We start from the raw sequence: 13,751 nt of genomic DNA, 5'->3' as shown, positions 1-13,751 counted from the left end.
ACTGAACGGATGAGGAAGGTTGGACCGTACGGCGTGGAAACGCTCCCATACGTGTGCGACGCGGACCTCGGTCCGGCGACGTACGTCGATGTGCCGGCCGCGCCGGCCGGATGCCGGGGCGCGCTCACCGAACGCGCCCGCCTGCACTGGTCCCGCGCCGACGGCGGCGACCCGGCGGCCCTGGCCGAGGAGTTCCTCGCCGCGCACGGCCTGCCCCTGCACGACCTGGCCCGACCCGTCACCGGCCGCCACGGCGACGGGGTCTGCGGCGCGGCGTTGTACCTGTCCGCCGCCGCCGGGGCGCTGCTGACCGGCGCGCCCACCGGGGCGCCCGAACCCGCGCCGACCCTGCCCGACCTCGTTGTCGTCGTCTACCAGCACGGCCGCGTCCGGATCACGCCGCCCGGCCCGCCGAGGCGGTGGTGGCTCGGCGAGTGGACCGAGAGTTGGACCCCCCGCGAGCACGCCGCCGCCGTCGACGCGGTCCGCGCCGCCATCGGCCGTGGCGACGTCTACCAGAGCAACATCGTCGGCCACGCCGCCGCCCCCTACACCGGCGACCCGCTGCCCGCCCTGCGCCGCCTCGGCGCGCTCCCCGGCGCCCGCTACGGCGGTGTGCTCACCGGCGACGGCTGGGCCATCGGCTGCGCCTCCCCGGAAACCCTCGTCGAGGTCACCGACGGGCAGGTGATCACCCGACCGATCAAGGGCACCCGCCCGGCCACCGCCGCCGGGCGCGCCGAACTGCTCGCCAGCGCCAAGGAACGCGCCGAACACATCATGATCGTCGACCTGGAGCGCAACGACCTGGCGCGCATCGCCCGTACCGGCAGCGTCACCGTCGACGACCTGTTCGCCGTCCGCCGCTGGTGCGACCTGTGGCAGGCCGAATCGACCGTCCGCGCCACCGTCGCCGACGGCCTCGGCCTGGCCGACCTGCTGCGCGCCACCTGCCCCGGCGGCTCGGTCACCGGCGCGCCGAAACTCGCCGCCCTGACCCAGATCAGCGCCCTCGAACCCGTCGGCCGCGGCGCCAGCATGGGCGCGCTCGGCTGGGTCGCGCCCGGTCGTGTCGACCTGGGTCTGACCATCCGCACCGCCGCCGCCGACGGCCAACGGCTGCACACCTGGGCCGGCGGCGGCATCACCTGGGACAGCGACCCGTACGCCGAGGTCGCCGAGGCCGCCGCGAAGACCACCCCGATCCGCGCCACCCTGGCCGGGCGCTGACGGCGCGCCCGGACGGCGATACGCTGACCCGCATGACCATGCGGCCCATCCGGATCATCGGCGACCCTGTCCTGCGCACCGGATGTGAACCGGTCACCACCTTCGACGCGGAGCTGCGTGCCCTCGTCACCGACCTGATGGACACCCTGCTCGGCGCCCCCGGCCGCGCCGGCGTCGCGGCACCACAGATCGGCGTCAGCGCCCAGGTGTTCGTCTACGACGCCGACGGGCACCGTGGCCACCTCATCAACCCGACCCTGGAGCTGTCCGACGAGCTCCAGGACGACGAGGAGGGCTGCCTGTCCATCCCCGGCCTGTACTTCCCGACCGTGCGGGCCATGCACGCCACCGCCCACGGTGTCGACCAGCACGGCGAGCCGTTGACCATCGCCGGCAGCGGGTTCCTGGCCCGCGCCCTGCAACACGAAACCGACCACCTGGGCGGGCGGCTCTACGTCGACACCCTGCGCGGCGACACCCGACGCCGGGCGCTGCGCGAGATCCGCGCCGGGCGGTTCGACTCACCCAGCCGGCGCGGCTAGGCCACCCACTGGTCGTGGCCCGGCCGGCTAGGCCGGTGGCCGTGGCCCAGCCGCTAGGCCACCCACTGGTCGTGGCCCAGCTTCGCGATCAACGCGGCCACCACCACCACCAGCACCACCCGCACGAACCCGGAGCCGCGGCGCAACGCCATGCGCGCCCCGAGCACCGCGCCGGCGATGTTGCACACCGCCATGCCCGCGCCCAGCAGCCACCACACGTGCCCGGTCACCGCGAACACCACGAGCGCGCCCAGGTTCGTGCCCGCGTTGACGACCTTCGCCATCGCCGAGCCGTGCACGAAATCCGAGCCCAGCAGGGCGGTGAACGCCAACACCAGGAACGTGCCGGTGCCCGGGCCGATCAACCCGTCGTACAGGGCGATGCCCACCCCGGCCACCGCGATCGCCGCCGCCACCCTCGCCGGGGTGCGCCGGTGCGGCGCCGGTAGCACCCCCAGCCGGGGTCGCAGCAGCACGAACGCCGCCACCGCCACCAACACGACCAACACCACCGGCCGGTACGCCGCCGCCGGCACCGCCCCGGCGAGCACGGCGCCCACGCCGGAGCTGAGCACCGCCAACCCCGCCGCCGGTCCCACCACCCGCCAGTCGAGCGTGGTCCGCCGGGCGTACGTCGTCGCTGCCGTGGCCGTACCGAAGATCGCGGCCAACTTGTTCGTGCCCAGCGCGGTGGCCACCGGCAACCCCGGGGCGGCCACCAGCAACGCCGGCAGCAGCAACAACCCGCCGCCGCCGACCACGGCATCGACCCACCCGGCCAGCGCCGCGGCGGCCAGCAGGGTACTCAGCGATACGGCGTCCACGGGCGGCAATTCTTCCCACAGGGGACGGCCAGACCGGGCCTGACGTGGTCAGACTCACGTCAACGACCTCGCGTACGGCGCAGAAACACCCCCAACGCCCCGACCGCCACGAACACCAGCACCGAACACAGCAACACCTTCACCACCCGGCAACCATGCCACGGGCACGTAAGGTGCAGGAGTGCGCCTGGCCACCTTCAACGTGCTGCACGGACGGTCCCTCACCGACGGGCTCGTCGACTCCGACCGACTCGCCGCCGCCATCGGCGCCCTCGACGCCGACGTGCTCGCCCTGCAGGAGGTCGACCGCGACCAGCACCGCAGCGGCAACCTCGACCTCACCGCCATCGCCGCCCGCGCCCTCGACGCACCCCACCACCGCTTCGCCGCCGCCGTCGTCGGCACCCCCGGCGAACAGTTCCGCCCGCTGCGCCACGACGACGACGGGCACGGCGAACCCTGCTACGGCATCGGCCTGATCAGCCGACATCCCGTGCGCAGCTGGCAGGTCACCCGGCTCAAACCGGCGCCGGTGCGCTCACCGGTCTACGTGCCCGGCCCCCGCGGCGGCCTCATCCTCCTGCACGACGAACCGCGCGTGGTCCTCGCCGCCGTCCTGGACACCCCCCACGGCGCCCTCACCGTCGCCGCGACCCACCTGTCGTTCGTGCCCGGCTGGAACGCCCGCCAACTGCGCCAGACCGTGCGCGCCCTGCGCGCGCTACCGGCCCCCCGCGTCCTGCTCGGCGACCTCAACCTGCCCGCCGGGGCGGCCCGGCTCATCTCCGGCTGGCACCCCCTGGGCCGACGTCCCACCTACCCCTCCGGGCAGCCCCGGGTCCAACTCGACCACATCCTCGCCGACCGGCACGCCCTCGACCAGCTGCCGCCGGTACGCGCGGTCACCACCCCGCTGTCCACCATCTCCGACCACCGGCCGCTCCTGGTCGACCTGGGCTGACCCCACGGCTGTCACCCGTCGTCATCCCCGCCGGGTCGTCACACCGCCGCTGACGTAGCCGGCGACGGCGCGTCCGAGATGGTCGATCGCGTCGCGGGTGCCGACGGCGACCAGGGTGTCGCCGTAGCGCAGGTCCCGCCGGGCGTCGGGCCTGAGGACGGGGTGGCCGTCGCGCAGGACCGCCACCACGACGGCGTCGGTGCGCAGACTGCCCAGCGGGCGACCGTCGTAGTCGCTGCCGGCGGGAACCGGCACCCGGGCCACCGTGACGGCGTCCACGTCCGCGCCGCCGTCGGGCACCAGGTCGATGACCGCTGTCGCCGCGAGCAGGTTGGCCAGGTGGTGGGCCGCCACCGGCGACAGCGTCGCCGCGGCACGGACGTCGGTCGGGTCGTCGCGGTCGTACAGGGCGATGTCACGGGCGCCGTTGGGGTGGCAGATCACGCCGAGTCGGGTGCCATCGCCGGTGACGAACGAGTACGAGACGCCGACGCCGGGGAGGGCGATTCGTTCGATTTCCATGACGGACTCCTCCTTGATGGTTCCGCACGCCGGTCGGGGTCGCCGTACTCGCCGTGCCAGTGGGCCAGCCGCCCGGCGCGGCTGACCGCCCGCAGTCGGCGTTCGGTGGCCTCACGCACCGTCGGGGTGGTGAGGACGAGCAGATCGTCGCCGGTGCGCAGCCGGGTGTCCGTCGCGGGAACGAACGCGACGCCGTCGCGCACCACCAGCGGGGCCACCGCGGGCGTGGGCAGCCGCAGCTCGTCCAGGTACGTGCCGTGCAGTTTCGAACCCGCGGTGATGGTGACGTTGATGAGGTCGGCGTCGATGTTGTCCAGCGGGGCGATCTCGACCTGCAGGTCCGGGCCGACGCGGTGGGGGGCCAGCCCGAGGCGTTGCGCGAGCCACGGCAGCGACGGCGCCTGGATCGCGGTGAACACCACGACGAGCACGAAGACGATGTTGAACACGACCATGGCACCGGGGGTGCCGGCCACCACCGGCACCGTGGCCAGCACGATCGGCACGGCGCCGCGCAGCCCCGCCCAGGACAGGAACACCTGCTCGCGCAGCGGGATGCGGAACGGCAACAGGGTCAGCAGCACCGAGACGGGCCGGGCGATGAGCAGCAGGGCGGCGCCGACCACCAGCGCCGGCACGATCGCCGCCGGCAGGTCGGCCGGCGACACCAGCAGACCCAGCATGACGAACAGGCCGATCTGCGCGATCCAGCCGAGCCCTTCGGCCAGCGACTCGGTGGCGCGCCGGTGCGGCAGGCCGGCGTTGCCGAGCACCAGACCCGCCAGGTACGCGGCGATGAAGCCGCTGGCCTGCAGCAGGCCGGAGCCGGCGAACGCGAGCACCCCGCACGCGAACGTGGCGATCGGGTACAGCCCCGAGGTGGGCAGGGTGAGCCGGCGCAGCAGCCACACCGCCGCCATCCCCACCCCGACGCCGGCGAGCGCGCCGACCACCAGTTGGTAGCTCATCTGGGCGAGCATCCCGCCCGGGGACAGCGTGCTCAGACTCGTCGCGCTGAACGCCAGCACCAGGATGAACGTGGGCGCGTCGTTGAGCCCCGACTCCGCCTCCAGCAGGTTGCTCAGCCGACGGGGCAGCGGCACGGCGCGCAGCACCGAGAAGACGGCGGCCGCGTCGGTGGACGAGACGATCGCGCCGAGCAGCAGCGACAGCTGCCATCCCAGGCCGAGCAGGTAGTGCGCCGCCGCGGCGGTGACGGCGACGCTGATGAACACCGCAAGGGTGGCGAGCGCGGTCGCCGGGCGCAACACCCGCCGCACGTCGCTGACCCGGGTGGTCAGGCCGCCCTCGACGAGGATCACCGCGAGGGCGGCCAACCCGAGCGCCTGCGCCAACGCGGCGTCGTCGAACGGCAGCCCGAGCCCACCCTCGCCGAGCAGCAGCCCGACACCCAGGTACGCCAGCAGCACCGGCATCCCGGCCTTCGCGGCGATCTTCGCGGCGCCCACGCTGACCAGCGCCACCAGCGTCCCGGCTGCCAGCAGCAGATACAGCGACGGCAGCGTCACGGAGCGCCGCCCAGGACGAAGTAGCGCAGCCACACGTACACGCCGGCGAGCACGACGGTGACGACGGTCAGCAGCAGACCGTCGCGGGTGAACCGCCAGAACGAGATCGGCTCCCCGGCTCGCTGCGCCAGACCGACCATCACCACGTTGGAGGCGGCGGCGACCACTGTGGCGTTGCTGCCGAGCCCCGCGCCGAGCGCGAGCGACCACCACAGCATGCCGGCCTGTTCCATGCCGCCGTTCGCCGCGACGAGCTGCTCGATGATCGGGCTGATGGCGGTCACCGACGGGATGTTGTCCACCAACGCCGACATGAGCGCCCCGCCGCCGATCAGGGTCAACGACGCGCCGAGCAGGTTGTCGCCGACCGCGTCGGTGGCGAAGGTGCCGACCACCTGGATCACGCCGGTGTCGACCAGGGCCCCGACCATGATGAACAGGCCGGCGAAGAACGCCAGGGTGGGCCACTCCACGTCCCGGACGACGCTGCCCGGCTCCAGCCGTGACACCCCCAGCAGAACGACACCGCCGGTCAGCGCGATCACCGCCGGTTCCAGATGCAGGACGGTGTGCAGACCGAACCCGGCGAGGACGAAGGCGAGAACGATGCCGCTGTACAGCAGCAGGCGCGGTTCGCGGATCGCGTCGCGTTCCCGCATCGCCAGCACCGGCCCGACCCGCTCCGGGTGGTACGTCAACGCCGACCGGAAGATCACCCGGCAGAACAGCAACAGAACACCCAGCAGCACGATGACCAACGGCGTCAGGTGCACCAGGAACGCGTTGAACGACAGCCCGGCCCGCGCCGCGATGATGATGTTCGGCGGATCACCGATCAGCGTCGCCGTGCCGCCGATGTTCGCCGCGAACACCTCCGCCAGCAGGAACGGCACCACCGGCACACCCAGCTGCCGACACACGGAGATGGTCACCGGCGCAACGAGCAGGACCGTGGTGACATTGTCCAGCAGCGCCGACGCGGCAGCCGTGATCAACACCAGGATGACCATGAGCCGGTACGGTCGCCCACGGGCCCGCTTCGCCGCCCAGATCGCCAGATACTCGAACACGCCGGTACGACCGAGCACCGACACGATGATCATCATGCCGATGAGCAGAAAAATGACCCGCCAGTCGATGCCCGTGTCGGTGGAGAAGAACGCCTCCTGCGTACCGGTCAACCCGACCGCGAGCATCAACACCGCACCGCCCACCGACGCGGCCACCCGATCCACCCGGTCCGTCGCGATCAACGCGTACACGACAGTGAACACCGCCACCGCCAACCAGCCCGCCGTGGTCATCCACCGCCCCCCTCCCCACGGACCCCGAAGGCCCGCCCGCCGTCTGTCCCTTTACCGTTGCCAACCGGGGGCACTGCTGACATCGGGGCCAACACTCATTCCAGGGCGGTCAGCAGGGGACAACATGGGAGCCAGCCCCCATGGACACCCACTCGACGCCCACGAGATCCTGAGGTACCGGAGCGTCGACCCACCCGGGGGCAGCCGCGCCCGCGACGATGGAAGGGCGGAGACGACAGGGGGAGGTTCGACACGGTGTCGCTGTTCTGGCGGATCTTCCTGATCAACGCCGCCGTCCTCACCGCGGCGACCGTCCTTGTCCTGCTGGGCCCCGTGACGGTGTCGACCCCGTTCGTCCTCACCGAGGCACTCATCCTCAGCGGCGGCCTGGTCGTCATGCTCGTCGCGAACGCGCTGCTGCTGCGCGTCGGCCTGGCACCACTGCAACGCCTCACCCGGGCGATGACCACCATCGACCTGCTGCGCCCCGGCCCCCGCCCCGCGGTCACCGGACACGCCGGCATCGCCGCCCTGATCAGCACGTTCAACGCCATGCTCGACCGACTCGAAGCCGACCGCGCCGCCAGCAACGCCCGCGCGCTGTCCGCCCAGGAGAACGAGCGGCGGCGCATCGCCCAGGAACTGCACGACGAGATCGGCCAGACCCTCACCGCCGTCCTGCTGCAGATCAGCCGCGTCGCCGACAACGCCCCACCCGAGCTACGACCCGAACTGCACCAGGTGCAGGAAACCACCCGCGACAGCCTCGACGAGATCCGCCGCATCGCCCGCCGCCTGCGACCCGGCGTCCTGGAAGAACTCGGACTGATCGCCGCCCTGCGCTCCCTGTTCGCGGAGATCTCCCACCACAGCGGCCTGCAGATCCGCCGAGACTTCGCACCCGATCTACCCGTACTCACCGAGGAAGTCGAATTGGTGCTCTACCGCGTGGCCCAGGAAGGCCTCACCAACGTCGCCCGGCACGCCAACGCCAGCCGCGTCGACATCACCCTCATCCCACACGGCGACGGCGTGCGGCTACGCATCCGCGACGACGGACGCGGCATCGCCGGCCAACCGGAAGGCGCCGGCATCCGCGGCATGCGCGAACGGGCGCTGCTCGTCGGCGCCCACCTCAGCATCGGCCCCGGCCCCGCCGGCGGCACCGAGGTCACCCTCGACGTACCCGACCCAGCAGGCCTGGCATGAGCGCGCCCATCCGCATCCTGCTCGCCGACGACCACGCACTGGTACGCCGCGGCGTACGCCTCATCCTCGACGGCGAACCCGACCTGACCGTCGTCGCCGAGGCCAGCGACGGCGCCGAAGCCCTCGAACAAGCCCGACTGCACCAACCGGACCTGGCCATCCTCGACATCGCCATGCCCCGGCTCACCGGCCTGCAAGCCACCCGTGAACTCGTCAGACAGCAACCGGGCCTGCGGGTACTGATCCTGACCATGTACGACAACGAACAGTTCTTCTTCGAAGGCCTCCGAGCCGGCGCCAACGGATACGTCCTCAAATCCGTCGCCGACCGCGACCTCGTCGAGGCGTGCCGGGCCGCCATGCGCGACGAACCGTTCCTCTACCCCGGCGCCGTCACCGCCCTGATCCGCAACTACCTCGACCGCGTCCGCAACGGCGAACCCGTACCCGAACGCGCCATCACCGGCCGCGAGGAGGAGATCCTCAAACTCGTCGCCGAAGGGCACTCCTCGAAGGAGATCGCCGAACTGCTGTTCATCAGCATCAAGACCGTCGAGCGGCACCGCAGCAACCTGCTGCAGAAACTGGGCCTCCGCGACCGGCTCGACCTCACCCGATACGCCATCCGCGCGGGCCTCATCGAACCCTGACCACCACCGACACCCGCCAGCGGCGGCCACCGGGGGAGCGGCCCGCCCAGCCGCAAGATTCCCTCAAGATCATTGCATAGACGATCTCCGACGACCATGCTGATCGAATCGCGCCACGATCAACTAGTCGGAGGCCACATGCGACACCAGCGACCCCTAGCGATCGCCGTAGCCACACTCCTCACCCTCACCCTCACCACCGCACCCACCCCCGCCAACGCCCAGAGCGCGGCAGCACCCAACCAGGTCACCAACCTCACCATCCGCCAAGCCGACGGGTACGCCACCCTCGCCTGGCAACCCGTCGACGGGGCAACCGACTACCAGATCGAACGCACCGCCGTCGACGCCACCGGCACCCCCACCGGCGCACCCACCATCGTCGGCATCTGGCGCCCCAACCGCCAGATCAACCAACAGGCACCCACCTTCGCCGACGCCGGATTCAACCCCGGCGACACCTTCCAGTGGCGGGTACGCGCCCGCGCCGGCACCACCGAACAGCCCTACTCCGACCCGGTCGTCGCCACCACCACCGCACCCTGGGGCAACCCCGACACCCCCGGCGAGCAACTGCGCACCCAGTGGGAAACCGCCCACGCCGCCCAGTACACCAGCGACACCGACGAGTACGCCTACACCGCCGCCATCGACGCCCTCAGCGACCGCGTCCGCGTCGTCGAACTCGGCCGCACCGTCCAGAACCGACCGATCAACATGCTGGTCATCGGTTACCCCACCCCCGCGACCACCCCAGAGGCCGTCGCCGCCACCGCACCCGTGGCCATCAACTGCAACGTGCACGGCAACGAACCGGGCGACCGCGAAGCCTGCCTCATCATGGCCCGGCAACTCGCCTTCAGCACCGACCCCCGCATCACCGACCTGCTCAGCCACACCACCGTCCTGATCGTCCCCACCATCAACGGCGACGGCCGCGCCAACAACACCCGCGGCAACTCCACCGGCCAGGACCTCAACCGCGACTACTCACTGATCCGCCAGCCGGAAACCGCCGCGTACATCAAGATGGTCCGCGACTACCGACCCGTCGCCGGCTACGACGGCCACGAGTTCGGCAACTCCCGCGCCGGCGACCTGCCGATGCTGCCACCCCGACACCAGAACGTCGCCCAACCCATCTTCGACCAGTCCCAGGACATGATCGAAGGCCACATGTACACCAAGGGCGCCGAAGCCGGCTGGTGGGCCTGCCCCTACGGCTGCGAAGGCGGCGGCAACGTCGGCCTCAGCGAGGAAACCATCCTGCGCAACACCCTCGGCCTCAAGAACGTCGCCAACTCCCTGCTGGAACTGCGCAGCTCCGGCGGACAGACCCGCCCCGACGAGGGCAACACCGCCAACAACCGACGCCGCAAGACCTACTCGGCCCTGTGGACCTTCCACCAGTTCCTGGACTACCACCGCGTCGACCGCAACGACATCCTCACCTCCCGCGCCGAGTCCATCGAAATCCAGGCCGCCAACACCGGCCGCCTCGTCTTCCGCGGCTCCCGACCCATCCCCGCCCACCCCGCCCCGCACCCCGGCGACAGCCCGCCGCCGCTCGACGCCCCCCGCGCCGACCTCATCCTCGACAACGCCCCCTGCGCCTACAAGCTCACCGACGAGCAGTACAACGGCGCACGCACCGACGGACCAGGCGGCGTCGGCACCACCGTCGCCCAGCGCATCGCCGCACACGGCTGGCAGGTCATCAAGACCAACGACGGCTACTACGTCCCCCTCAACCAGCCCGAACGCGGCCTCATCCCGCTGCTGCTCGACACCCAGGGCGTCGAGAAGCTGACCGACGGCGAACGCGTCTACCCCACCCTCACCGGCCGACGCAACGGACCACTGACCGTCACCGGCTTCACCTGCGCCGCCGACGCCACCATCAACGGCCCCGTCACCGTCCAGCCCGGCGCGGCACTCGTCGCGACCGCAACGACAATCAGCGGACCCGTCAGCGCCAACCGCGCCGCCGGCGTCGTCCTCGCCGACAGCACCGTCAACGGCCCGCTGCAGATCACCACCACCAACGCGATCTCCATCATCGACGTCACCATCGCCGGCCCGGCCAGCCTCACCGGCAACACCACCGGCACCACCGCGGCACTGCTCGCCGGCAACACCATCCGCGGCCCGCTCAACTGCACCGCGAACAGCACCGCCCCGACCAACCTCGGCGTCGCCAACACCGTGCACGGCCCTCGCACCAACCAGTGCGCGGCACTGTGACCATCAGCTAGCCGAGCCGGCGTGCCGGCGGTGCGAGGCCACCACGCCCCGCACCGCCGGCACACCCCACCCCCCCAACCCCGACCCGTGGAGCCCGCCGTGTCGAACCCGTCCCGCGCTCTGCACCTGGTTGCCGTGGCCCTGCTGCTGACCCCGGTCGCCTGCACCACCACAACGGACCCGAAGCCACCGCGCGACACCACCAGCGCCACCCAGGTCACCGGGCCGCTCTGCGCCGCCCTGCCCACCGGCACCGATCCCGGCAACCCGAGCTTCCTCGCCGACCAACCCGTCGACCAGGCACTGCGGTGGATCCCCACCCTCACCACGTTCGAAGCGGCCCTGCGCACCAGCGGCGCCCTCACCGACCTGCCCACCGGCACCGACGTCACCATCCTCGCCCCCTCCGACGACGCCTTCGCCGCCACGTTCTCCGAGGACAACTGGGACGACCTGATGACCCGCCACACCGACCAGCTACGCACCCTGCTCAAGGCACACCTGATCACCGGAACCCACACCATCGACGACCTGGTGACCGCCGGCACCACCACCACCCTCGACGGCACCACCGTCACCGTCACCCGCACCGGACCCACCGCCCGCCTCGCCGACCGGGCCGACGCCGTGTGCGCCGACTACCGGGCCACCAACGCCCGCATCCACATCATCAACGCGGTCCTCGGCGCACTGCCCAAAACCGCCGGCGACACCGACGAGCGGGCCCACTGACCGCGCTCACCGCTCCTCCCGCACCGGCACCAGCGCGGCCAACGCCCGGTTGGTGCGGTTGGCCCGCACCGCGTCGCGCTGCTGAACGGCCGTCACCTCGATGTACGTCTGCGACGACGCCAACGACGCGTGCCCCAGCAACCGCATGATCTCCGCCGCGCTCGCCCCGTCCTCGGCCAACCGGGTCGCGAAGGTGTGCCGCAACGCGTGCAACCGCGCTCCCCGCGGCACCCGGTCACCGACGCCCGCCCGCCGAAAACACGACTCCACCAGATACTGCAGCCCACCCCGGCGCAGCGGCTCACCACGCCGATCCACCAGCAACGCCGAGTCCGGCCGCACCGACCGCGAACCGAAGCGCCGCACCCGACTGTCCAGGTAGTCCCGCAGCACCCGGTCCAGGTCCGCCTCGATCGGCACCACCCGGGGCCGCCCACCCTTGCCGAGCACCTCGATGCGCCGCTCACCAGGCCGACCCGCCAGCGAGCCGACCCGCAACGCCAGCAGCTCCGACAGGCGCAGTCCCGCGCACAGCGCCACCGCCAGCACCGCCACGTCCCGCTCCGGCCACGGGTCACGCTGCCGGCCGTCGTCGCGGGCGACCGCCGCGAGCAGCACCTCGGGGGTGTCCGCGCCGCGCAGCGGCTTCGGCTGGGGGAGGAGCGCCCGGGGCCGTCCGACCGCCGGCATCGGGTTGCCCGCTACCACCCCGTCGGCGACCAGGAAGGTGAAGAAACTGTTCCAGGTGGACCAGGCCCGGTGCACCGACGCGGGCGCCCGGGGAGCGGCGAAGCGGGCGAAGGCCGCCCGCATGACGCGGGGGGAGAGGTCGGTGATCAACAGCTCGTCGAGGGGGAGGGGAGTGGCGTCACCGTCGGCGACCAGGGCGGCCACCGCGTACAGGTCCCGACGGTAGGCAGCCAGGGTGTGGGGGGAGGGCTTGCCGGTGGCGCGAGCGGTCAGGAACTCCTCGATCAGCACTCCGAGCGATTCGTCCTTTTTGTCATGCATAAGGGATATTATGCAGCATTTTCGCGTTCCCGGGAAGTGGCGGCGGACGACCGCCGGGCGAGGGGGAGCCGACCGACCCAGGGCAGGTGCCGACGCTGTAGAACCCTCGACAGCAGCCGACCGGCGTTACCCACCGCCGGCCGCTGCGGGCGAAACCGAGTGAAGTCGATCGAGGAGCCCGTATCCTGCGCGGCATGACGTCGCCCGTCACCACCTGCCCGCGCTGTGGTCGGCCCGGTACGGCCACCGCCGACCGGGAGCCGGGCGGCCCGACGGATCTGATCTGCCCCGAAGGGCACCAGTGGCGGGCCGCCGGACGACCCGGGTGGGCTCGCTACGCGTCGCCGGGCCTCATCAGGCAGCCCGGCGCGGACGCATCGACCGTGACGCCACTCAAAGAGGTCGACAAGGACGGGCGCCGCTGGCGGATCGGCACCGCCGGCGACGTCGCCTGGTTCGCCGGGCAGACCACGCAGGGCCTCTCGATCACCGCCGCGATCCCGCCGGTGTTCGACGCGTACGCCACGTTCCATCCGCCCGACGGCGTCGGTTTCGCCGCCCACGAACGTGCCGTGGTGGACGAGTTGGTCGCGTGCACCCCGGACCAACCCTGGTGGCTGGGCTACCTCGACACCGGCGCCCACGACGTCGTCTTCCCGCGCGCCCCGAGGGTGTCGCTCTACTCGGACTATCCGTACGTGCTGGTCGAAGCCGGACCTGAACAGGCACTGACCTGGAGGGTCGGTCACATGCGCGGCGATGGCCCGCTGCCGGATCTGTTTTTTCCGGCGGATCGCTCCTGGCTCGTCTCCGCGCTGTGGGACGACACCTGGACCGACTTCGGCGCCAGCGCCGCTGTGGTTGCCCGCCTGCAGCGCAATCCGCTGGTCGCCGCCCGCCCCGTCAGCCTGGACGAGGACGCGTGCCCGCCCGGACTGACCCGCGAGTGACCACTGCCGAGGGGACCGTCAGATAACGGTACTTTACATAATG

General features: G+C 71.9%; 13 protein-coding genes. 8 read left to right on the top strand and 5 right to left on the bottom strand.

Annotated elements, in window-relative coordinates:
* Positions 1–9: 9 nt before the first annotated feature.
* Together AB0C03_RS07315 and def are read left to right on the top strand one after the other, a co-directional pair.
* The gene (locus tag AB0C03_RS07315; protein ID WP_400446072.1) at positions 10–1,230 is read left to right on the top strand and encodes a chorismate-binding protein; all 1,221 of its coding nucleotides are present in this window, start codon (positions 10–12) and stop codon (positions 1,228–1,230) included.
* 32 nt (positions 1,231–1,262) lie between these two features.
* Complete coding sequence (gene def / locus AB0C03_RS07310; RefSeq protein WP_030327693.1) at positions 1,263–1,772, top strand: peptide deformylase; 510 nt, start codon at positions 1,263–1,265, stop codon at positions 1,770–1,772.
* A 53-nt stretch (positions 1,773–1,825) separates the two neighbouring features.
* Here def and AB0C03_RS07305 read toward each other — a convergent pair whose 3' ends face one another.
* The gene (locus tag AB0C03_RS07305; protein ID WP_030327692.1) at positions 1,826–2,596 is read right to left on the bottom strand and encodes a sulfite exporter TauE/SafE family protein; all 771 of its coding nucleotides are present in this window, start codon (positions 2,594–2,596) and stop codon (positions 1,826–1,828) included.
* A gap of 181 nt (positions 2,597–2,777) precedes the next feature.
* Between AB0C03_RS07305 and AB0C03_RS07300 the strand changes: the two genes are divergently transcribed.
* A complete protein-coding gene (locus AB0C03_RS07300; RefSeq protein ID WP_030327691.1) occupies positions 2,778–3,557 on the top strand; it encodes an endonuclease/exonuclease/phosphatase family protein in 780 nt (259 codons plus the stop codon).
* Positions 3,558–3,578: 21 nt separating this feature from the next.
* On the opposite strand, the gene AB0C03_RS07295 is transcribed toward AB0C03_RS07300, so the two are convergent.
* Genes AB0C03_RS07295 through AB0C03_RS07285 form a run of 3 tightly spaced genes read right to left on the bottom strand, consistent with a single transcriptional unit; the run spans position 3,579 to position 6,912 of the window.
* Complete coding sequence (locus tag AB0C03_RS07295; RefSeq protein WP_357635221.1) at positions 3,579–4,079, bottom strand: cation:proton antiporter regulatory subunit; 501 nt, start codon at positions 4,077–4,079, stop codon at positions 3,579–3,581.
* Entirely contained in the window at positions 3,998–5,608 is a 1,611-nt protein-coding gene (locus tag AB0C03_RS07290; RefSeq protein ID WP_081883645.1) for a potassium/proton antiporter, read from the bottom strand. Before AB0C03_RS07290 ends, AB0C03_RS07295 begins: the two co-directional genes overlap by 82 nt.
* Positions 5,605–6,912, bottom strand: coding sequence for an ArsB/NhaD family transporter (locus tag AB0C03_RS07285; RefSeq protein ID WP_210865840.1), 1,308 nt, complete (start codon positions 6,910–6,912; stop codon positions 5,605–5,607). Before AB0C03_RS07285 ends, AB0C03_RS07290 begins: the two co-directional genes overlap by 4 nt.
* 255 nt (positions 6,913–7,167) lie before the next feature.
* Between AB0C03_RS07285 and AB0C03_RS07280 the strand changes: the two genes are divergently transcribed.
* The 4 genes from AB0C03_RS07280 (at position 7,168) to AB0C03_RS07265 (ending at position 11,747) form a co-directional block, all read left to right on the top strand.
* Positions 7,168–8,121 (top strand): HAMP domain-containing sensor histidine kinase, encoded by a 954-nt coding sequence (locus AB0C03_RS07280; RefSeq protein WP_030327687.1) that lies wholly within the window; start codon positions 7,168–7,170, stop codon positions 8,119–8,121.
* A complete protein-coding gene (locus tag AB0C03_RS07275; protein ID WP_030327686.1) occupies positions 8,118–8,771 on the top strand; it encodes a response regulator in 654 nt (217 codons plus the stop codon). The genes AB0C03_RS07280 and AB0C03_RS07275 overlap by 4 nt, the downstream gene beginning before the upstream one ends.
* 138 nt (positions 8,772–8,909) lie before the next feature.
* Positions 8,910–11,015 (top strand): M14 family zinc carboxypeptidase, encoded by a 2,106-nt coding sequence (locus AB0C03_RS07270; protein WP_357635215.1) that lies wholly within the window; start codon positions 8,910–8,912, stop codon positions 11,013–11,015.
* A gap of 99 nt (positions 11,016–11,114) precedes the next feature.
* Positions 11,115–11,747: a fasciclin domain-containing protein gene (locus AB0C03_RS07265; protein WP_210865839.1), complete on the top strand. Its 633-nt coding sequence runs from the start codon at positions 11,115–11,117 to the stop codon at positions 11,745–11,747.
* Between the two features lie 6 nt (positions 11,748–11,753).
* Here the strand turns inward: AB0C03_RS07265 and AB0C03_RS07260 are convergent, their stop codons facing one another.
* A complete protein-coding gene (locus AB0C03_RS07260; protein WP_210861650.1) occupies positions 11,754–12,758 on the bottom strand; it encodes a tyrosine-type recombinase/integrase in 1,005 nt (334 codons plus the stop codon).
* Between the two features lie 194 nt (positions 12,759–12,952).
* Between AB0C03_RS07260 and AB0C03_RS07255 the strand changes: the two genes are divergently transcribed.
* Positions 12,953–13,708, top strand: coding sequence for a hypothetical protein (locus tag AB0C03_RS07255; protein ID WP_245233480.1), 756 nt, complete (start codon positions 12,953–12,955; stop codon positions 13,706–13,708).
* Positions 13,709–13,751: the final 43 nt, after the last annotated feature.

It is taken from the genome of Micromonospora parva (genome assembly GCF_040649675.1).
In the GTDB taxonomy this organism is placed as follows: domain Bacteria; phylum Actinomycetota; class Actinomycetes; order Mycobacteriales; family Micromonosporaceae; genus Micromonospora; species Micromonospora parva.
This window is presented reverse-complemented; position numbering and strand designations above follow the sequence as displayed.